This window comes from Marinoscillum sp. (assembly GCF_965229915.1).
GTDB lineage: Bacteria > Bacteroidota > Bacteroidia > Cytophagales > Cyclobacteriaceae > Marinoscillum.
The window spans coordinates 4657998-4679370 of sequence record NZ_CBDDJZ010000001.1 but is presented as its reverse complement, the minus strand read 5'-3'; the positions used below and the strand labels follow the sequence as shown (position 1 = coordinate 4679370).

Annotated in this window: 21 protein-coding genes; 11 read left to right on the top strand and 10 right to left on the bottom strand. The window is 43.2% G+C overall.

What is annotated here, in order from left to right:
• Nucleotides 1-16 precede the first annotated feature (16 nt).
• From ACO067_RS19995 to ACO067_RS19975, 5 genes are read right to left on the bottom strand one after another with little or no spacing between them, the layout of a single operon-like run.
• Complete coding sequence (locus ACO067_RS19995) at nt 17-1069, bottom strand: sugar phosphate isomerase/epimerase family protein (protein ID WP_421877478.1); 1053 nt, start codon at nt 1067-1069, stop codon at nt 17-19.
• Between the two features lie 51 nt (nt 1070-1120).
• Nucleotides 1121-1549: a four helix bundle protein gene (locus ACO067_RS19990; RefSeq protein WP_421877475.1), complete on the bottom strand. Its 429-nt coding sequence runs from the start codon at nt 1547-1549 to the stop codon at nt 1121-1123.
• Nucleotides 1550-1589: 40 nt separating this feature from the next.
• Nucleotides 1590-2756, bottom strand: coding sequence for a Gfo/Idh/MocA family protein (locus ACO067_RS19985; protein ID WP_421877473.1), 1167 nt, complete (start codon nt 2754-2756; stop codon nt 1590-1592).
• Nucleotides 2757-2759: 3 nt separating this feature from the next.
• Nucleotides 2760-3896, bottom strand: a complete 1137-nt coding sequence (locus ACO067_RS19980; protein WP_421877470.1) for a Gfo/Idh/MocA family protein — start codon at nt 3894-3896, stop codon at nt 2760-2762.
• A gap of 13 nt (nt 3897-3909) precedes the next feature.
• The gene (locus ACO067_RS19975; protein ID WP_421877467.1) at nt 3910-5133 is read right to left on the bottom strand and encodes a nucleoside permease; all 1224 of its coding nucleotides are present in this window, start codon (nt 5131-5133) and stop codon (nt 3910-3912) included.
• Between the two features lie 351 nt (nt 5134-5484).
• On the opposite strand from ACO067_RS19975, the gene ACO067_RS19970 reads away from it, so the two are divergent.
• Nucleotides 5485-6843, top strand: coding sequence for an alpha/beta hydrolase-fold protein (locus tag ACO067_RS19970; RefSeq protein WP_421877465.1), 1359 nt, complete (start codon nt 5485-5487; stop codon nt 6841-6843).
• A 347-nt stretch (nt 6844-7190) separates the two neighbouring features.
• On the opposite strand, the gene ACO067_RS19965 is transcribed toward ACO067_RS19970, so the two are convergent.
• The 5 genes from ACO067_RS19965 to tilS all read right to left on the bottom strand — a co-directional run bounded on the left by ACO067_RS19965 (nt 7191) and on the right by tilS (nt 12770).
• A complete protein-coding gene (locus tag ACO067_RS19965) occupies nt 7191-7694 on the bottom strand; it encodes a cupin domain-containing protein (protein WP_421877463.1) in 504 nt (167 codons plus the stop codon).
• Entirely contained in the window at nt 7694-9799 is a 2106-nt protein-coding gene (ppk1, locus tag ACO067_RS19960) for a polyphosphate kinase 1 (RefSeq protein WP_421877461.1), read from the bottom strand. The genes ACO067_RS19965 and ppk1 overlap by 1 nt, the downstream gene beginning before the upstream one ends.
• A 161-nt stretch (nt 9800-9960) precedes the next feature.
• Nucleotides 9961-10881, bottom strand: a complete 921-nt coding sequence (mdh, locus tag ACO067_RS19955; protein WP_421877459.1) for a malate dehydrogenase — start codon at nt 10879-10881, stop codon at nt 9961-9963.
• A gap of 79 nt (nt 10882-10960) precedes the next feature.
• The gene (locus ACO067_RS19950) at nt 10961-11488 is read right to left on the bottom strand and encodes a Crp/Fnr family transcriptional regulator (RefSeq protein WP_421877457.1); all 528 of its coding nucleotides are present in this window, start codon (nt 11486-11488) and stop codon (nt 10961-10963) included.
• Complete coding sequence (gene tilS, locus ACO067_RS19945) at nt 11481-12770, bottom strand: tRNA lysidine(34) synthetase TilS (RefSeq protein WP_421877454.1); 1290 nt, start codon at nt 12768-12770, stop codon at nt 11481-11483. Before tilS ends, ACO067_RS19950 begins: the two co-directional genes overlap by 8 nt.
• A gap of 88 nt (nt 12771-12858) precedes the next feature.
• Here tilS and ACO067_RS19940 point away from each other — a divergent pair, with 88 nt between their 5' ends.
• The 10 genes from ACO067_RS19940 to ACO067_RS19895 all read left to right on the top strand — a co-directional run bounded on the left by ACO067_RS19940 (nt 12859) and on the right by ACO067_RS19895 (nt 21365).
• Nucleotides 12859-14595 carry an OstA-like protein gene (locus ACO067_RS19940; RefSeq protein WP_421877452.1) on the top strand — a complete coding sequence of 579 codons (1737 nt, stop codon included), beginning with the start codon at nt 12859-12861 and terminating at the stop codon, nt 14593-14595.
• Between the two features lie 44 nt (nt 14596-14639).
• On the top strand, nt 14640-15461 hold the full coding sequence (locus ACO067_RS19935) for an outer membrane protein assembly factor BamD (protein WP_421877449.1): 822 nt from the start codon (nt 14640-14642) through the stop codon (nt 15459-15461).
• 6 nt (nt 15462-15467) lie between these two features.
• Nucleotides 15468-15782 carry a DNA-directed RNA polymerase subunit omega gene (locus ACO067_RS19930; RefSeq protein WP_421877447.1) on the top strand — a complete coding sequence of 105 codons (315 nt, stop codon included), beginning with the start codon at nt 15468-15470 and terminating at the stop codon, nt 15780-15782.
• Between the two features lie 10 nt (nt 15783-15792).
• Entirely contained in the window at nt 15793-16992 is a 1200-nt protein-coding gene (gene coaBC, locus ACO067_RS19925; protein WP_421877445.1) for a bifunctional phosphopantothenoylcysteine decarboxylase/phosphopantothenate--cysteine ligase CoaBC, read from the top strand.
• Nucleotides 16985-17884 carry a DUF4835 family protein gene (locus ACO067_RS19920; protein ID WP_421877443.1) on the top strand — a complete coding sequence of 300 codons (900 nt, stop codon included), beginning with the start codon at nt 16985-16987 and terminating at the stop codon, nt 17882-17884. The genes coaBC and ACO067_RS19920 overlap by 8 nt, the downstream gene beginning before the upstream one ends.
• 2 nt (nt 17885-17886) lie before the next feature.
• Complete coding sequence (locus ACO067_RS19915; RefSeq protein ID WP_421877441.1) at nt 17887-18111, top strand: hypothetical protein; 225 nt, start codon at nt 17887-17889, stop codon at nt 18109-18111.
• A complete protein-coding gene (gene recN, locus ACO067_RS19910) occupies nt 18108-19757 on the top strand; it encodes a DNA repair protein RecN (protein WP_421877439.1) in 1650 nt (549 codons plus the stop codon). The genes ACO067_RS19915 and recN overlap by 4 nt, the downstream gene beginning before the upstream one ends.
• A 53-nt stretch (nt 19758-19810) precedes the next feature.
• Nucleotides 19811-20065: a DUF6364 family protein gene (locus tag ACO067_RS19905; protein WP_421877437.1), complete on the top strand. Its 255-nt coding sequence runs from the start codon at nt 19811-19813 to the stop codon at nt 20063-20065.
• Nucleotides 20062-20478, top strand: coding sequence for a type II toxin-antitoxin system VapC family toxin (locus tag ACO067_RS19900; RefSeq protein WP_421877435.1), 417 nt, complete (start codon nt 20062-20064; stop codon nt 20476-20478). The genes ACO067_RS19905 and ACO067_RS19900 overlap by 4 nt, the downstream gene beginning before the upstream one ends.
• Before the next feature lie 74 nt (nt 20479-20552).
• On the top strand, nt 20553-21365 hold the full coding sequence (locus tag ACO067_RS19895; RefSeq protein ID WP_421877432.1) for an enoyl-ACP reductase FabI: 813 nt from the start codon (nt 20553-20555) through the stop codon (nt 21363-21365).
• Nucleotides 21366-21373 lie beyond the last annotated feature (8 nt).

Sequence of the window (21373 nt, the reverse complement as noted above, 5' to 3'; positions counted from 1 at the left end):
TAGTCGTTATTCTTCTTTACAATCCCAATATCTTTCTATTCGCTTCATCGTCTGGTTTGGCCCCGGCAAAATCATCAAATGCTTTTTCCGTTACCTCTATGATGTGGTTTTGAATGAATGGTGCGCCTTCTGCAGCACCCTGCTGTGGAGACTTAATGCAGCACTCCCATTCCAGTACCGCCCAACCATCAAAATCGTATTGGCTGAGTTTGGAGAAAATACCACTAAAATCAACCTGACCATCACCAAGCGATCGGAATCTTCCTGGTCGCTCTACCCAACCCTGGTATCCCCCGTACACTCCGGCTTTGCCTGTCGGATTGAACTCTGCATCCTTGACATGGAACATGCGGATGTTTTCATGATAGAAATCGATGAACTGGAGATAATCCATTTGCTGAAGTAAAAAGTGCGATGGATCATAGAGGATTTTGGCTGAACTGTGTTTGCCAGTTGCCTCCCAGAAACGCTCATAGGTGATGCCATCATGCAAGTCTTCTCCTGGGTGAAGCTCATAGCAGATTTCTACTCCATTGTCTTTAGCGTGATCCAAAATCGGCATCCATTTTTTGGCCAATTCTTTAAAGCCAAGATCAACCAAACCTGCAGGACGCTGAGGCCATGGATAAACAGTATGCCAGAGTAATGCTCCAGAGAAACTAGCCATCACATTGAGACCCAGGTTTTTACTGGCAGTAGCTGCTGACTTTACCTGATCTATTGCCCATTCGTTGCGATCTTTAGGATTGCCTTTGACTTCATCTGGAGCGAAAGCATCAAACATGCTATCGTAGGCTGGGTGTACCGCTACCAACTGACCCTGAAGGTGTGTAGCTAATTCGGTAATCTCCAGGCCAGCCTCGTTGACGATGCCTTTGATCTCATCTGCATAAGTCTTACTATCTGCAGCTTTCTTGATGTCAATGAGTCGTCCATCCCACGCAGGAATCTGCACTCCTTTATAGCCAAGACCTTTTGCCCATTCACATATATTTTTGAGATTATCAAATGGAGCCTTGTCGTCTGCAAACTGCGCCAAAAAAATGGCTGGTCCTTTGATTGTTTTCATTTCTTTAAGTTTTAAGTTCTAAGTTTTTGGTTCTATGGTTAGTTCAAAGTTTTAAGAGTCAAGATTTCCATAGGTAGCTGAAGGTTCTTCAACCTTGAATTTACTCCCACGAATGCCCGACTTCCGCAAATAATTCGAAAAAGATATGAGCATCCCTCTTAACTCTTTTATACTTTTTTCAAACTTCTCTAACTGACTGTTATTAAGGTAAGATCTGTCAAAACCTCTTAATAATTGACTTTCCACTTCACTGAGAGAACCAAGAGAAAAGCCCAGAAAATTGATGAATTCCTTATTTCCACCTCTTCCGAAACCCTCTGCGACATTATCCATAACCGACCCAGCAGATCTATTCAACTGATCCTTTAATGCATAATCTTGTATACTCTCCTTCTGAAGGACTTCCATAAAGACTTTCTGATTCAAGACTCTTGAGGCCTGCCAAACTTTCAATCCTTTAAAATCGCTTATTGTTGCCATAGAAATTCAACCTAAAACTTTCAACATTCAACTCAAAAACCTAATAGTTCACCTTCGTCCAAACATTACCATTTTTGGTCGAATCGACTACCGCCTCAATCATCGCCATTCCGATCACTCCTTCTTCAATCCCGGGAAAATCCATTTTAGGATTCACTACTTCCCCAAAAAGATGCCCTCTCAATGCATGAGCATAGTTTCGGTAGATGTTAGCAAATGCTTCTAAATATCCTTCTGGGTGACCCGATGGAGTTCTTGTATGCAACATGGCCTCTTCAGACAAGTAGCCACCTCGATCTGCTCCCGTTCTGAAAATCCGATCTGGATTGCCATGATCCTTCACGATTAAAGTATTCAAGTCTTTTTGAGACCACTCCAATCCTCCTTTGTCACCATAAACCCGAAATTTGAGGTCATTTTCGTCTCCATTCGCCACCTGGGAGGCACTGAGCACTCCATTGGCGCCATTCTCAAAATGTAAGAGCACATTTGCATCGTCATCTAACGTTCTGCCATTCATCGTGGCTCGAATCTCTGAAAGCACCTCAGTTACCTTCAGACCAGTCACATACTCCACCATATTCACGGCATGTGTTCCGATATCTCCGAAGCAGTTACTGATTCCGGCACATGCCGGATCAGCTCGCCAGGAAGCTTGTTTCTGATCGGTATCTTCCACCTTGGTGGTGAGCCAGCCCTGTGGATACTCCACCATGATTTTGTGTACCGTACCAATTTCGCCATTTCTGACCATGGCCATAGCTTGCTTGACCATCGGGTAGCCCGTGTAGGTGTAAGTCACTGCAAAAGGAAGTCCGGTAGCTTTTACCTTTTCTTCAAGCTTTCTGGCTTGCTCTAGGGTAAATGCCAAAGGCTTATCTATGATTACTGGGAAATCATTCTCCAGAGCCAACATGGCAGGATCGAAGTGCATCACATTCGGAGTAACAATGGAGACAAAATCCATTCGCTCTCCTTCAGGTAACTCCTTCTCCTTTTGAATCATTTCCTGAAAGCTGCCATAGCATCGGTGTTCTGGTAAGTACAGTTCCCTACCAGAATCTTTGGATCGCTGTGGATTGGAACTAAATGCACCGCAGACCAACTCGATCTGACCGTCCATATTGGCAGCAATGCGATGCACTCCGCCAATGAAGGCTCCCTGACCACCACCAATCATACCCATACGTAGCTTTCGATGACTCATAGCTTATATTGTTTCCCAGGTTTGACCATTCCTACTTGAAAGCAAAACGGCCTCAATAAATTTCATTCCACGCACTCCATCTTCCACATTCGGGAAAGCGCCATCTCGGTAAGCCTCACCACGAATGGCCTGAGCGGTGCCTGCATAGATGTTGCCCATAGCATCAAATAGTCCCTCTGGATGACCAGGAGCTATTTTGGTGCTTTCCAGAGAGAATTCAGAATTGTATGGATTACCAGGTTTCAAGGTTCTGGCCGGCTCCCCTTCTATCAGGTGTGTCAAATAAGTTGGATGTTCCTGTTCCCAGACTAATCCACCTTTATCACCATAGACCGCCACTTTTATATTGTTCTCTTCACCAGTCGCAATCTGGCTTGCACAGATCACACCTCTTATTCCCTCTTTGGTACGGATCAGTGTGGTGCCGTCCACATCTAGTGGATTGTCTTCGTACATCGTATTGAGATCAGCCAGTACTTTTTCCACCTTCAACCCTGAGGTATACTCGATAAGGTTGAAGGCATGTACTCCAATGTCTCCGTAACAGCAGCTCTGACCAGATTTAGCCGGGTCAAGTCGCCATACCTGAGCTCTCTTTTCCTTCTCATGGATGAAAGGGTTGATCCATCCCTGGTAATACTGCGCATCCACTTTTTGGATTTTACCAATGACTCCTTCTGCTATCATGGCCTTCATTTGACGAACCATCGGGTAACCCGTGTAGGTGTGTGTCAGACAGAACACAACTCCATGTTCTTTGACCAGTGACTCCAGCTCTACAGCCTCCGATGCTTTCATGGTGATAGGCTTTTCACAAATCACATGAAATCCAGCCTTGATTAGCTGAGCCGCCATGGGATAGTGTAGGAAGTTTGGTGTCAAAACTGAGACCACTTCAATTCGCTCCTCTGCAGGCAAGGCAGCTTCTTTTTCGATGAACTCCTCGATCGTGGCATAGGTGCGAGCGGTATCTAGCTCTAGTTTCGCAGCAAACTTTTTACTCTCGGAAAAGTCCACATCAAACACACCACCGACCAACTGATAGCGTTCGCCCATGTAGGCTGCAATTCTGTGAACTGGACCAATGAATGAATTGGCTCCTCCACCAATCAGACCTAATCGTATTTTTCCTTTACTCATTCGTTAAGTGATTTTACTTTTCGTATGAAATGTCTTCTTTCTTAAATGCGATTCCGAATATAATGAACACCAGCACCGCAAATCCTGCCGGGAACATCCAAATACTCTCCCAGGCATGACCACCATCCACTACAAAGTAGTCTGTGATCTGTCCGGCCACCCAAAAGCCAATGAGCATTCCCACTCCATAAGTAGCCAGTGTAATCATGCCTTGAGCGGAACTTTTAAATTTCTCTCCTGCTTTTGAATCAGTATAAATCTGTCCAGACACAAAAAAGAAGTCATAGCAGATACCATGTAAAGCAATACCTAATAACAACATGAAAACCAGGCTATCAGCATTGCCAAATGCGAACAATGCATAACGAATAGCCCAGGCAAGCATACCAAAAAGTAACGTTTTCTTGATTCCATATTTGGTGAGGAAAACTGGCAAGAGGAGCATGAAGAGCACTTCAGAGATCTGACCAATGGTCATTTTACCTGTAGCATTAGCTACACCTACTTCCACCAAAAATGGATTGGCGTTTTGATAATAGAATGCTAATGGAATACAGATGAGAATGGATGAAACAAAGAATACCGCAAAGTTGCGATTGTTCAAAAGCTTTAAAGCATCCAGTCCCAGAATATCACTGACTGTGAGCTTCTCACCTTTAGCCACTGCTGGAGGTGTTTTCGGAAGGGTGAAGCTGTAAATACCAAGCAAAAGTGAAGCGATAGCAGTCATCAAAAAGGTGTTTTTAAGCATACCTCCAGAGATCGCTTCTTGTGCATCCCATGAGAACACATAGCTGATCACCAGTCCTGCCACAATCCATCCAATTGTTCCAAAAACACGGATTTTGGAGAATTCCTTGGATGGATCCGTCATCTGACGAAATGAAACGGAGTTGACCAAAGCGAGTGTTGGCATGTAGGCAATCATGTATGCCAACACATACGGATAAAAACTCCCAAAATCAGTAGCCACATACATCTGGTACATGAGCACAGCTCCTAGTATGTGAAGTATTCCTAAAATCCGTTCTGCATTGAAATACCTATCTGCAATCAAACCAATGATAAATGGTGCGATGATCGCTCCCCAGGATTGGGTGGAGAATGCCATGGCGATTTCACCTCCTGCAGCATTGAGATTGTTGTCCATAAAGGTACCAAGTGTGACGAACCATCCTCCCCAGATAAAAAATTGGAGGAACATCATGACGCTAAGTCGAATGTGTATTTGTTTCATTTCGTAAGTTATTGATGTTTTGAGCCAGTTTCTACCCACTGCACCCTTCAGATTAAGGTAAGCATAATTCACTAAGAAATCAGCTTTGGAAGTAGGTTAAAATTGGTATTCTGTTAAAAACAAAGCCTCAAACTACTATGAAATTGAAGTTTTTACAAACAATGATTTGGTCCTGGGAATACTTCTCCACCGCCAATGAATGTGTCACAAGCACACAAACCCTCTAAAATCGAAATGAAAACGTTTGTATCTCCACGGCCTGTCTAAACAGATGGTGACAACTTTTTACACATTTGATATCCATAATTTATTTAGACGGACTTTGCTTAGTTTTAACCCAAACAGCAACCCATGAAACTACCAGCCTTAGTCCTTAGCTATTTTTTAGCTCTGACCATTCACGGCCAGGTCACTTTTATTGTCAATGACTTACCAGATAACCACGATGGTTCTTCTATTTTCATCGCCGGAGACTTCAATAATTGGACGCCTGACAGTGCTGCCTATCAATTGAAACAAACAGGAGATACCTATGCGATAACCATTCAATCGGACAAGAAGGACATTGACTTCAAGTTTACAAGGGGAAACTGGAACGCTGTAGAGACAGATGAATGGGGCAAGGATATAGCTAACCGATGGCATCATTTCAGCGCTGGACACGACACAGTGTTTGTGAAAATTGTCACCTGGAAAGACCTGGAGCATGCTGAGCTAACTTCAAAATCTGCCAATGTCACCACCATTGATGACTTTTACATCCCTCAACTGGACCGATCAAGAAGGGTCTGGATTTACCTTCCTCCAGACTATAATTTCACCACTACCCATTACCCGGTGATTTACATGCATGATGGACAGAACCTGTTCGACGATGCTACGGCTTTTGCGGGGGAATGGGAAGTAGATGAGTCACTGGACGAGATTTTCGAACAGTCAGCAAAAGGCTTTATAGTAGTAGGTATTGACAATGGTGGCGAAAAGCGTATTGCTGAGTACTCTCCATGGGCCAACAATCAATACGGTGGTGGAGAAGGAAACGCGTATTCGGAATTCCTGGTAACAGTGTTGAAACCATATGTGGATGAAAACTACAGGACATTGACTGACAGGTCCAACACCTCACTCGTAGGAAGTTCGCTGGGAGGTCTCATCTCTATTTACGCTGGATTGAAATATTCAGAAGTGTTTGGGAAAATTGGAGCATTATCTCCAGCCTTCTGGTTCAACCCAGAGATTTACACTTTTATAGATACTATCCAAACCGATGCAAAGGTGAAAGTATACATGAGTGCTGGTGGGGATGAACCTAAGTCAGTAGAAACCAATATGAACAAAGTGTATGACTTACTGGAAAGCAAGGGGTTTGATGAACTGAAACAGGAAGTGCATCCCGGTCGCGAGCACAACGAAGCTTATTGGAGGTCTATTTTCCCAGATGTGATGAGCTGGCTGGAAGACCTTCCCGAGGTTCTGAACATTCAAAAAAATGAATTGAAATGCTTTATTCAGGATGGAAAATTTGGTATTCGATCACCCTTCAATGACGCATATCAAGCCACTTTTTATGATTTATCCGGAAGGTTGTTGCTGCGAGATACCGTGAGTAACATGAAGTCCGTGTCTATCGACCAGATTGAGCAAGGCATCATTGTCGTTAATCTGTCAAACAGCAACTACAAACAAACTCTGAAGTTGAGGGTGAGGTAGGATTGATCACTCAATTGTAAACCGCTCCACCAACTCCTCATGCTCAGGGTATATTTCAAGAATTATTGATCCTAAACAGGATTTTGATGTCACATTTATCTGTTAGAGAAAACAGAAACCTGCTTATTAACTCTACCCATTTGCAGCAAGGTCAAAAAGGCTTCCATTTAGATTAACATTTTCGATTTGGATCACGCCTGAAAATAAGTCTAAATGATTACTTGGCTCCTCCCAACTTTCAATCACCCGCCATATCGGACAATCGACCTTTCACCATCTATGGATTATCTGCGGGAATCAAATTAGGATTCAGCTTCTAACTGGATGAAAACCCTGCCACGCTGGGTTCAAATCAAATCCGTCAGCGTAAAATGATCGATCAACTCTTCATGATCCTGATAATCTTTCATTAGCTCTTCTTTTCCAACCAACCGAAAATCCTTAAAGTCAAAGCCAGGATTCACCATGCAGCCAATTAGCGCAAAATCCTCTGGAGATAAAGCACTAAGCTCCGCTGCGAAAATGGACTGACGTGGCAGCAAGACCTGCAAACTCTCACCGTCATCTGGCTTGTTACCCAGTTTCTCCAAACGGTATTCCCCATTCTCAAAAATGTGGACATCCAGAGTTCCCCCTCCATGGTAATACCAGAGCTCATCTGAGGTCAATTGATGAAAGTGTGACTTATCTCCTTTGCCAAGCAAAAAATAAATGGAAGTAGCCAGATTTCGGGTACCGCCACCTCTCATAATCTGGATGGTGTTCGGATTGCGATAAACTTCTTTGTAATATCCACCCTCTGGATGCGCCTCCATTTCCAGATGTTGTATCCAATACTCCTTGTCTCTCATCAGTCAAATAGTTTGGCTGCCAGTACACCCTCTCGCTTCACCCTGTAAAACTCTTTGTGGATATTAAATGGCTTCTCATCCTCACGGTTGATAGGTGTGAAAGAACCATCTTCGTTCATTTCATAGGAGTTCACATTGTCCTTCAGATTGAAAGAAAGAATGTTGATGGCCTGTTGCTTGAGGAGTGTATCATTGATCATAAACAAGGATTCCAACCGGCTATCAAATGAACGCACCATCATGTCGGCACTGCCACTGTAGACCAATGGATTGCCATTGTTATGAAAGTAATAAATACGGCTGTGCTCCAGGTAATCCCCGACGATCGATTTGACGGTGATATTTTCACTCAAACCTTCACGCCCAGGACGAATACAGCAGATCCCCCGGACGATGAGCTTGATGTTCACTCCGGCTCTCGATGCAGCATATAGCGCCATGATCGTGTCACTATCCTGAAGCGAATTGATTTTAATGACTATCCCAGACGGCAAGCCATTTTTAGCATTCTCTTCTTCCTTATTGATCAGCTCGATCAATTTGTTGCGCATTTCTCGTGGAGCTGTAATCAGGTTTTCATACTGATCTGGTACCGAGTGGCCGGTGATTACATTGAAGAATTCCTGCACGTCGTTGGCGTAGGCCTCGTTGGAGCTCATCAATCCGATATCAGTGTAGAGCCTTGCGGTATCTTCATTGTAGTTACCAGAAGACATATGCACAAAGCGTCTGACCTTCTCACCTTCTCTTCTAACGATGAGCAACAGTTTGGTATGGGTTTTCAACATGCCCACTCCGTAAATCACAAAACAACCCGCTCGCTGAAGGCGCTGGGCTTCTTTCATGTTGTTTTCTTCATCAAAACGTGCCTTCACTTCAAAGAGAACTGATACGTGTTTGCCATTTTCAGCGGCATTGAGCAAAGCCGTGACAATTCGCGAGTTCTTGGCCAGTCTGTAGATCGTCAGCTTGATAGAAAGTACGTTCGGGTCATCTGCCGCCTGATCGAGCAGATCCAGTAGTGGATCGATGCTATTGTACGGGTGGTGCAACAGGATATCACGATCTTTGAGGATTTTGAACATGTTCTGATCTTCATATTCGGACATGCTGATCGGTGGCACTGGTTTTGGCAAGGAAACCATCTGCTCTTTGAACTCATCATTCTTGACAATCTGCCAAAGTCCAGTGTAATCCATCAATCCTCCTTCAGGTATCTGAATGATGTTATCATCATCGATTTCATACCTGTTTTTTAGCTGACGAAGTAGCCACTTATCGTAGCTACTTTCCACTTCCAGTCTTACTACACGTCCGGTCTTTCTGGTCTTTAGTTTTTTCTTCATCTCCTCGATGAAGTTGGTATCCATATCTTCGGACTCTTCCAGTGTAAAATCACCGTTTCTCGTCACTCGAAAAAGGGTTTTGGATGAAATCTGAACATTCTTAAAGACTTCATCGATGTGTTCTCTCACCACTTCCTCTATTGGCACGAAGATGACTTTCTCTTTCCGCTCCATTTCGTAAAACCGAGGCAGGTTTTGAGGGATCTGGATGAACGACATCTTCTTCTTTTCCTTCTTATCCTCCGTCTTGGTGACTACTCCAAACACCAGAATGTTGTTCATCAATATCGGGAATGAATGATAAGAATCGAAAACCATTGGTGTAAGCATTGGGAACACCATCTTCTCAAAGTAGTTACTCACACGTTCCTTTTCTCTCTTTTGCAGCTTGTCGTAGGAGAGGATTTCAAAGTTGTTTTTGGAAAACTCAGGCTTGAGCTGGTTGATAAACACATCATTTTGTGTGGCAGCAAATCCCTTGTAATCATGCAATAGTTTACGCTTGAATGGAACTGCACGCAAGCCGGAATAATCCACACGATCTTTACCATAGTCCAGATAGTTGTACAAACTTCCTACCCGAATCATGAAAAACTCATCTGCATTGGAAGCAGTAATAGCAACAAACTTCAGCTTATCAAACAAACTACGGCCGGTCTTCATGGACTGGTCCAGCACCCGGTAGTTGAAACTCAACCAGCTGAGATCACGACTGATTAAGTCACTTTGTTCGATTAAATGATCGTATTTTTCTATCATGGAGTATGATTCTTAGCAAATTCCTTAAGGAGCCTCAAAATACAACAGGTTCATACGAATTCGCAAATTACTTAGATTAATCCTTTGTTGTGAACACCAACAAAAAACCCTGACGAAGCAAGCTTGTCAGGGTTTGATCAATTTTACTTCTTCTTTAAGACTTACAATAGTCCGTTTGTTTTCTTCACGGCATCAGCACTTTCTTGCAGCTTTGCTTTCTCTGCATCGTCTAGTTCGATTTCCACGATCTTTTCGATACCGTTTCTGCCGATGATGGCTGGCACCCCGATGGAGATATCAGACAAGCCATACTCACCTTCTAGCAGGCAAGAGCAAGGGAACATTTTCTTGGTATCGCAAGCAATAGCCTGAACCATCGCTGAAACCGCTGCTCCTGGAGCATACCATGCAGAAGTACCCAGAAGCTTGGTCAAGGTAGCTCCACCAACTTTGGTTTCTTCTTTCACGTACTCCAGTTTGTCAGCTGACAAGAATTTAGATACTGGCACACTGTTTCTGGTCGCCAATCTAGTCAATGGGATCATGCCAGTATCGCTATGTCCACCAATCACCATTCCATCTACATCAGATGCCGGGCATTCTAGTGCCTCAGATAGTCTGTATTTGAATCGTGCTGAATCCAATGCGCCACCCATACCAATGATTCGGTTTTTTGGCAAACCGGTAGCTTTGTGAGCCAGATACGCCATGGTGTCCATTGGGTTGGATACCACAATGATGATAACATCTGGTGAGTGCTTGATTAAGTTCTCCGCTACAGATTTAACGATACCTGCATTGGTAGAGATCAGCTCTTCACGCGTCATTCCCGGCTTTCGAGGTATACCTGAAGTGATTACGGCAACATCACTTCCGGCCGTTTTGGAGTAATCGTTTGTGGTCCCAGTGATCTTTGTGTCAAAGCTGTTCAAAGAAGCACACTGCATCAGGTCCATAGCCTTTCCTTCAGCAAAACCTTCTTTGATATCTATCAAAACAACCTCAGAAGCGAAATCTTTAATCGCAATGTATTCTGCGCAGCTTGCACCTACAGCACCTGCGCCTACAACCGTTACTTTCATCTATTTTTAAGGATTTGAATGAGAAAAATTTGTCTCGCCAAAGCTACTATCCAAAGCGGGAATAGCAAAGCTTTGATGGCTAAAGGTTTAGGTCATTATAGACCGTATTTAGGTCGAAGAAACCCAATGACGACTTGTAGGTTTGAAACAGGTTACTCGTGTACTCATTGTACTGTTCAGCAAAGGCTGTCATCACCTTAGCTCGCACCTCTGGATGGTTGTTCATCACCTCCATCAGGTTGGCTTTTGGGATCACGTAGATTTCGGCTTCTTCAGTCATCACGATGGCCGAGTAAAGTCTTTTGGTTCCTGAAATGAACGCATTATCTCCAAACAAGCGACCACTGCGAAGTGTCATCAGTTTTTCAAAACCATCCTTCAGGTCCAGATTCAATGACACAATCCCACTCTTCACTATATAGACCGCCTGACTTGGGTCTTTGGTGAAAAAAACCACTTCATTTTCGTGGTATTTTCTCAAGTAGAGGTAAGGTGCAAAGTAGGATAGTTCTTCATTCGTCAGCTTTTCAAAAAACCTGTTTTTTCGAAGAAAGTTAAAGAGCAACAAATCCTCCTCGGTGTACTTTTTCTTGAAAAACCTAAGCATGATTTGTAAATTCTATTTTGAGCATTGAAGTGGTACCGGATGTGACTTTGAATCGATCATCAGTTCGCCAGCCCACCAACCACATGATCTTTTTACCTGATTCCATCACTATCACCTGTTCTTTCAATGTTACGGGAATTTTGCTATCAATCATAAAATCGCTCACCTTTTTTTTACCCCTCATACCAAACGGATAAAAGAAGTCCCCTTGCTCCCATTGACGGAGTTTTATTGGCCACTCTACCAGGTCAAAATCCACATAGGCCTGGTTGGGTGAAACCTGTTTTGGCAACTGATTTCCCTGCACTTTGGTCCATACAAGATATCCTCCAGGGGCCTCTACTCTGCCAGACTCCTGACTCATCTCTTCTTGAAAGAAATGCTTTGATCCCTTGCTTTGAATAAGCAGAGACTCCCGGTCTACATTGATAGTCCATTCGTCCGTTTCGAACAGAGCTCCAACAGACGCATCAATAATCGCCTGATGTACTTCCATTGCCATAGCAAAAGAGACATTGTAAGCTTTCAAAACTTCTGACAGTATCATTCGGCTCTTGGCATCATTGGACACCCAGATACTCGATAGTTGATGCACTCCATTAGACTCCTCCAGGTCTTTCAGAATATCTTGAACTTGCTGATCCACCAGTTCTGCAACACCTTTCATCCGCAAGTTGGTCGTAGCAAAGGTGGCTTCAAGGTTTGGGTTGATCTGCTTCAGCTCCGGAATCACCCTATTGCGAATTCGGTTTCGTTGGTAGTCATTCTTCTGATTGCTGGTATCCTCCCTCCAGGACAGCCCTTCCTGTTTAGCATAAGCATAAATCTCCTCCTTGCTGGCAAAGAGTAATGGACGGATGATGTGTTGATCTTTCACAGGTGCAATACCCGTCAAACCATGAATTCCAGTACCTTTTGTCAGATTGAGCAGGACTGTTTCCAGATTGTCATTGAGATTATGAGCTGTAGCTGTTTTGGAGTAGAGATGTTCTTGCATCAGCTCCTCAAAGAATGCATAACGAATCGTTCGCGCTATCATCTGAATAGACTCACCCACGGCGTATTCTGCTTGATCAACTTCTCTTAAGTGCAATGGAATCCGGTGCTCCTGACAATACTCCTCTACGAGTTTCTGATCTTGATCGGAATCCGCTCCTCTCAAATGATAATTAACATGAGCAACACCCAGCTGCACTTCTGCCTGCTGCATTAGGTGAAGCAAAACCATCGAATCCACTCCCCCACTCACCGCGACCAGTACCCGATCCGATGCTCCGATCATTTGATGAGATTTAATAAATGTTAAAAAACGTTCGTACATATACTATAGGGAGTCGCAATCGTTGATAAATATTAGCTTTGCACGCTCAATGTCGAAAACACTACAATATTATACATTCCTACTCATCATTTTGGTGAGTGTAACCACGGTTCAGGCCCAAAAAGGGAAACGAATCCGATATGAGGCTGAGGGTGCTTTGGAATTCGGAAAGCGAGATGGTGAATCTTTCCGTAAACTCACCGAAAATGTAGTGTTTACTCAAGAAAACACAACCGTTTACTGTGATAGTTCGCTATTTTTTAGCAAGCGAAATCTTATGGAAGCGTTTGGTCATGTGAAGATTGTAGATGACCCAGCGGTAATCACATCTGACGAACTCGTCTATGAAGGTGACGTAAGAATGGCCCGACTGAGAAAGAATGTCATTTATCGTGAAGATGAACGAAGACTCTATACCGAGTTTCTGGATTATGATCTGGATGGAGAAATTGCCCATTACTTCAATGGAGGAAAACTCATTGACTCGACTAACACCCTGACGAGCAAAATAGGTTATTACTTCTCCAAAGACAGTTACGCTCAGTTCTATACCAATGTAGTCCTGGTAGCACCCGACTTCACACTCAAAACCGACACACTCAAATACAACACTACCACCAAGATCGCCTACACCTACGGGCCAACCGAAATTATCGATGAAGATGGTAGCACCATCTTTTCAAAAGGGGGTGAATTTCGAACCGAACAAGAAGAGTCAGATTTCATAGAAGGTCAGATAGAAACGGAAGATTATTACCTGGAAGGTGACGAACTGTACTTTGATGATCTGGAACGCTACTACAAAGCGGTGCGCAATGTGAAAATGACTGCCAAAGATGAAGATGTCATCATCATTGGTAATGAAGGCTATTACGATCGTCGCAAAGGTATTAGCAAAATCTACGGACAGCCAGTGATGAAGCGTATCTTAGAAGCTGATACCTTTTATCTGGCAGCAGATACATTGGTGGCTATTGAGAGTAAATACGACTCTGCTAAGAGAATTCTGGCTTACAGCAACATCCGCGTCTACAAGGAAGGTTTGCAAGGTATCGCCGACTCAATGGCCTATTACATCAGCGATTCTACTTTGTTTTTTTACGACGATCCGGTCATGTGGAACGAGCAGAACCAGATAACAGCAGACACCATAAGTCTGGAAATAAAGGAAGAACAATTAAAGAAAATGAACTTAATGTCTCGTTCATTCCTTGTTTCGGAGGATACCATCAAAAACTACAATCAGATAAAAGGGAGACAAATGCAGGCGTATTTCCTCGACAATCAGATTGACCGAATAGATGTAAATGGGAATGGAGAAATTCTCTACTACGCCCTGGAAGAAGGTGATTCGATACTGATGGGAATGAATAAGATCTTCTGTGCTTCCATGCAAATCAGATTCAAAGGTCAGCAGCTATCTAGCTTTTCAGTATATACCAAGCCAGAGGCGCAATTCATCCCTCCACATGAACTAACCAATGACGTAAAAACACTCGAAGGATTTCAGTGGCGTGAGACCGAACGACCGGAGCTTTTTGATGTGGCCTATTACCTGAATCCCAATTATGTACCTGGTCAGGAGCCGATAGAAATTGAGGATCGCCCTTCCGCAGAAGCGCCTAAAAAGGACAGTGATGAGGAGATGAAAAGGAGATTACCTGACTCTGTAAGGAAGAGAATGGATCAGAATGGAAATCAGCAAAAGCCCACAATCAACCGACCAAATAGACCTGTAAGGGGTAGTGATGGTAAAGGTGGGTTGAAGAAAGATGACGGATTATAAATAAGCAACAAAGATTGACCTAAGTTTGCGACCAATTGAGAGATATGAGGACAACTGTTAGAAATATTGCATTGATTACACTGATTTTGGTGGGTGCTTCCTGTACCAAGTTCAGAAAATTACAAAAAAGCACCGACTGGAAGGAGAAGTATGAGGCGGCACTGGCCTATTATGAGGATAAAGACTATTACCGATCGAGCGTTTTGCTGGAAGAAATCCTCCCTATCATCCGGGGTACTGAAGAAGCTGAGAAGGCAAACTTCATTTATGCTTACACCTATTTTTATCAGAATCAGCACATTCTCAGTGCTCACTACTTCAAAACATTTACCGAAATCTACGGACGTAGTGAGTATGTAGAGGAAGCTGCGTACATGCATGCGTACTCGCTGTACATGCAGTCACCACAAGCCAGCCTAGACCAAACCAGCACCTATGAAGCCATTGCTGCATTGCAGATTTTCTTGAACAAATACCCGTTTTCAAAATATGCTGAAAAAGCAGAGGGTCTCATTGATGAGTTGCAAATAAAGCTCGAAACCAAGGCTTATGATAATGCCAAGTTGTATTTCCAACTGAGACGATATAAAGCAGCATTGATCGCTTTTGACAACTTTGCCAGGGATTATCCAGACTCCAAATACAATCCGGAAATAGCATTTCTAGCGGTACAAACGGCATTTGATCTGGCAGAAGTAAGTATCCCCACCAAGAAGGAAGAGCGGTATAGAAATACAGTGGACAGATATGAACGAATGGTAGACCGATACCCGGATAGTCCATATTTAAGACAGGCGGAGGAATTTTATACCAAAAGCTTAAAACAATTGACTATCTTTGCCGATCAAAATAATCAGAATCAATAAAAGAACATGGCTGTAAACGCATCTATTGTTACCAGAGATAACGAGAAAATTGCTGAACCTAGTGGCAACATCTACGAATCCATCGTAGTAATTGGCAAAAGAGCTAGACAGATCGCTGCTCAGCAAAAGGAAGAATTGAATTCAAAACTAGCAGAATTCGCATCTTCTGTTGACAACCTGGAAGAGATCTTTGAAAATAGAGAGCAGATTGAAATCTCTAAATTCTACGAAAGAATGCCAAAACCCTCTACAGTGGCTATCGAAGAGTTTGTAGATGGAAAAGTGTCATTCAGATCTCCGGAAGAAGAGGAAGAAGCTTAATTGACCAGCAATGCTGGACGGTAAAAAAGTATTAATAGCGGTTTGTGGCTCTATAGCAGCCTATAAGACCGCTTTTTTTGTGCGCTTACTTATCAAAGCAGGTGCCGAGGTGCAGGTCATCATGACTGAAAGCGCCAAATCATTTATCACTCCGCTCACCCTTTCTACCCTTTCGAAAAAACCAGCCCTCTCCTCTTTTGAGAAGAACGATATGGGCGAATGGAATAACCATGTGGAGTTAGGGTTGTGGGCGGACCTGATGGTGGTAGCTCCAGCTAGTGCCAACACCTTATCCAAATTTGCTACTGGTGCCTGTGACAATCTGGTATCAGCCGTTTATCTCTCCGCCAGGTGCCCTGTCATGATCTGTCCAGCCATGGACCTGGATATGTACAAGCATCCGGCCACTGTCAAAAATCTGAAAACGCTCAAGGATTACGGAAACCTCATCGTTGATGCTGAAGATGGTGAGTTGGCCAGTGGCCTGAACGGAGAAGGAAGAATGGCTGAGCCTGAGCACATCCTACGACATGTAGAAAATCACTTCAGACAAAGCCAGTCGCTAAAGGGAAAACAAGTACTCATGACTTCTGGACCTACTCATGAGGCCATCGATCCGGTTCGGTTCATAGGCAATCATAGTACCGGCAAAATGGGCAGAGCAATCGCCATGGAGTTGGTGGCAAGAGGTGCAGAAGTACAGTTTGTATCCGGGCCAACCGGACATTACCCCAAACATGCGCAAATACAAGTCACTAAAGTTACTTCTGCAGATGAGATGTTTGAAGCTGCTAAAGCATACTTCCCAGAATCTGATGTAGCCATTTTTACTGCAGCGGTGGCAGACTACAAGCCGAAAAATGTAGCCAAATCCAAGATTAAGAAGAAAGAAAGTGACCTGGATATTGTATTGGCTCCTAATCCAGACATTGCCAAACAACTTGGTGCCGTAAAAAAACACCAGTTTACTATTGGTTTTGCTCTGGAAACCGATGAAGAGGAAGTTAATGCTGTAAGCAAGCTTGAGAAGAAAAACCTGGATATGATTGTCTTGAACTCACTCAATCATGAAGGAGCTGGATTCGCACATGACACCAACAAAGTTTCTATCTTCGACCGACATAATAATGTGTCTCATTTTGAGTTGAAGAGTAAAGCAGAAGTAGCTAAAGATTTAGTAGACTTACTGGAAAAGGCCCTCAATGAATAAGTTGATCATCGGATTATGTTTAATGATCAGTAGCTCTGTGTTTTCACAGGAGCTTAACTGTCGTGTGGTGGTCAATGCGGACCGCATTCAAACCACAGAGCGTAATGTTTTCACCGACATGGAAACAGCTTTTGCACAATTCATCAATAATCGTAAGTGGACCGAAGACGAATTTACACAGGAAGAACGCATTGATTGCAATATCATCATTACCCTAGACCCAAACGAATCCGTACCAAGTTCTGGGAGATGGGGAGCCTCTGTACAGATTCTGTCTTCCAGACCAGTTTACAATACCGATTATGAGACGGTCTTATTCAACTTTGCAGATCGTGACTGGCAGTTTGAATACCTTCAATCTCAGCCCCTTCAGTTCAATGAAAACTCCTTCACCAATAACATCACTTCTTTACTGGCTTATTACGCTTACACCATTATAGGATTGGATTATGATTCCTTTTCAGAACTCGGTGGCACCCGATATTATCAGATAGCCAACCAAATTGTGCTCAATGCACAAAACTCTAATTACCAGGGTTGGTCACAGTTCAATAGCGTAAGAAACCGCTACTGGCTAAACGAAAACCTGATAAACAGTAATTTCGAACCACTTAGAAAAGCACTGTACAAGTATCACATCCAAGGACTTGATATTTTTAGTGAGGACCCTGAAACAGCCAGAGCCAACATTCTGGAAGGACTGAAAGCGATTCAAACAGCTAATCAATCCAGACCAAGATCCATCATCACCATTAGTTTTTTGGATGCCAAGTCTGAAGAGCTTGCGCAAATCTTCAAGGAAGGAACACCTACTCAGAAAAAACAGTCTTACGACATCCTATCGAAAATCGACCCGAGTAAGTCTGATACGTTCAAAAAGATACTCGAATAATCATGGCCAAGCGTCAAATACGTTATGAGTCTTCACAGCTCTCAGAGTTGGTCGGTAATCAGAGGATGTACAATTTTATCCTGAAGAATGACGCAGTTTACTTTGCCACTCCACTATCCCTAAAATCGGAGGTACTAAAAGTAAAGAATAGTAAAGGTCATATATTAGATTTGCCGATTACTCAGATCGAGGAGATCTGGGGTGAAGAAAAGGCAATCTATTCATGATCAAATCCCTTTCGATCAAAAACTATGCACTGATCCAACAACTGGAGATGAGTCCCTCCAAAAACCTCAACATCATCACGGGGGAAACGGGAGCCGGAAAATCCATTATGCTTGGCGCGGTAGGCTTGCTTCTGGGAAACAGAGCGGATACCAAAGCCCTCTTTACAGAAGAGGAGAAATGTGTAGTGGAGGGAACCTTTGACATCAAAAGCTACCAGATCAAATCTCTTTTTGAGGAAAATGAACTTGATTTTGAGTACGAATGCATTATTCGTAGAGAGATCAGCCCATCGGGCAAATCTCGAGCGTTTGTCAATGACACTCCAGTTACACTGGACATCTTGAAAGCCATAGGAGTACACTTGATGGACATTCACTCCCAGCATGAATCACTTCACCTGGGAGACAACACTTATCAATTGGAAATTCTGGATATCTATGCTGGTCACCAAGACTTGCTTGTAGCGTATCAACAAAGATTTGAAGCATTTGAGAAGGCTCAGACGAACTACAAAAAACTACAGAAACAGTCACAGGAAAGCTCCAAAGATCAGGATTACAAACAGTTTCTCTTCAACGAACTGGATGAAGCCAAGCTGGTAAAAGGTGAGCTCCCAGAACTGGAAGAAGAACTCGAAGTGTTAGAAAACGCCGAGGAAATCAAAATGAATCTGGCACAATTGACCCAACTCCTGGACGAGTCTGAGTTCTCCTTGATCAACCAAATGAAGCAATCCCTTCCGCTCCTATCAAGCCTTAGAGGATTCTCCAAAAAACTGGAGGAGCTCTACGAACGGATTAACAGCACCAGTATTGAACTGGAAGATATCGCCAGAGATATTACCAATGAGCAGGACCGGGTAGAGCTAGATCCAGAAAGGCTCCAAATCGTGAAGGAACGCATAGATCTACTTTTCAAACTTCAACAAAAGCATCAGGTCACTGATACCGACGAGCTACTAGAAATCAAAGAGCAACTGGAAGCTGAATTACAAGGCGTACTCAATATAGATGAGGAGATTGCAAAGGCGGAGAAAGCCCTCAAGTCAGCCGAAGTAGAAATGTTAAACGCTGGTAAGAAACTTACAGAAAGCCGTACTAAGCATGCTAATCCTTTTGCCAAAGCTATTGTGGATTTGATCAAAAAACTCGGAATAGAAAACGGATCTATTGAGATCAAAATCAGTCCAGACGAACCAGGTGCCAACGGACTGGATTTAGTAGAAATGTTATTCTCAGCTAATAAAGGCGTAGAACCTCGCGAACTGAAAAGTGTGGCCTCTGGTGGGGAGTTTTCTCGACTAATTTTTTCTATCAAATACTTGCTGGCAGATAAAACAGCCATGCCTACAATCATCTTTGACGAAATTGATACGGGAGTCTCTGGAGAAATAGCCCTTCAAATGGTCAATATGATGAAGGAAATGGCTCAGAGTCATCAGGTGATTTCCATCAGCCATTTGCCTCAGTTTGCTGCCGGAGGTGATGCGCACTATTTTGTCTACAAAGATCACTCGGCCTCCAAGTCTGTGAGTAAGATTAAGAAACTCGAATCAGAGGATCGAGTGATGGCCATTGCCCAAATGATCGGCGGAGAAAAGCCTGGAGAAAGCGCGATACAAAGTGCTCGTGAGCTATTAAAGTAAGACATTTGTAACTCTACGTAAATAAATTTATTTTTGTACGTAAAGATGAAGCTATGGATACAAAAGTCACACTAAGTTTTGATGAAGAGGTCATTAAAAAAGCCAAAGCATATGCCAGTGCTCAGGGGATTAGTTTATCCAGACTCACAGAAATACTCTACCGAAGAATAGCCGAGAATGAGTATTCATCCATAGAAGACCTACCTGTAGCTGATTGGGTAAATATGGTCGCTGAAGGACAGGCGGAATATAAGCCCAAGAAGAAAACCTCGCTAAAGCAGGACTATTACGAATCCCGCAAGAAGTGAAGGTATTCATAGATGCGAATATCCTGGTAGCTGTACTGAATAAGGAATACCCACTTTATCCATATGCCGCCAAGTTGCTCAGCTTGAGTGATCGCTTTGGTTTTGAGCTCTACACTTCTCCTACCTGCATTGCTATTGCCTTTTACTTTGCCTCCAAAAAAAGTGGTCAGAAGCATGCTAAGAAAAAGATAACCATCCTGCTGGATCATATCCGCCTCACTACTGTAGATGAGAACAGCACACTAAAAGCAATCCAAAACCCAAAGGTTCAGGATCTGGAAGATGGAATCCAATACTACAGCGCTGAACAATCCCGATGCGACTTTATTGTTACAGAAAATCTATCCGATTTCCATTTTAGTGAAATCCAACTATCCAGTTGTAGGAATTTCCTCCTCAATGAAGTGGGGTAAGTGAGTAGCAATGAGAAAATAGATTTCCTATTCGGCTCATAATCCCTATTTTTGAAACAAAAAATATCATACGAATGGCTAATAACTTACTAAAAGGGAAAAGAGGTATCATTTCTGGAGCTCTTGATCAAAATTCAATTGCATGGCATGTTGCAGAGCGTGCACATGAAGAGGGAGCAACCTTCACATTGACCAATGCGCCAATTGCTATGCGTATGGGTGCGATCAATGAGTTGGCTGAAAAAACGGGAAGTGAAATCATTCCTGCTGATGCCACATCTGTGGAGGAATTGGAAAACCTTTTTTCTAAGTCACAGGAAGTATTGGGTGGCAAAATTGACTTTGTGTTGCATTCCATTGGGATGTCTCCAAATATTAGAAAAGGAAGGTCATATGGAGATCTAAACTATGACTGGTTTCAGAAATCACTGGATGTTTCTGCGCTTTCATTTCACAAAATGATGCACGTGGCTGAAAAGCAAGATGCACTTAGCGAATGGGGATCGGTAGTTGGTCTTTCTTATATAGCGGCCCAAAAAACGTATCCATTCTACACAGATATGGCCGATGCAAAAGCCGTATTGGAGTCCATTGCACGAGGTTATGGATACCGACTGGGTAAGGCTAAAAAAGTACGTGTGAACACGATCAGTCAGTCTCCAACGAAAACCACCGCTGGATCGGGCATCGGAGGTTTTGACTCTTTCTTTGATTTTGCAGACAAAATGTCTCCACTAGGCAATGCTCTGGCTGGTGACTGTGCCAATTACTGCATCTTCTTGTTTTCTGACCTGAGCAGGATGATCACCATGCAAAACCTATATCACGATGGTGGTTATTCATCCACGGGTATCTCAGAAGAGATCATCGAGCAAATGGGTAAGTAATTGACTAG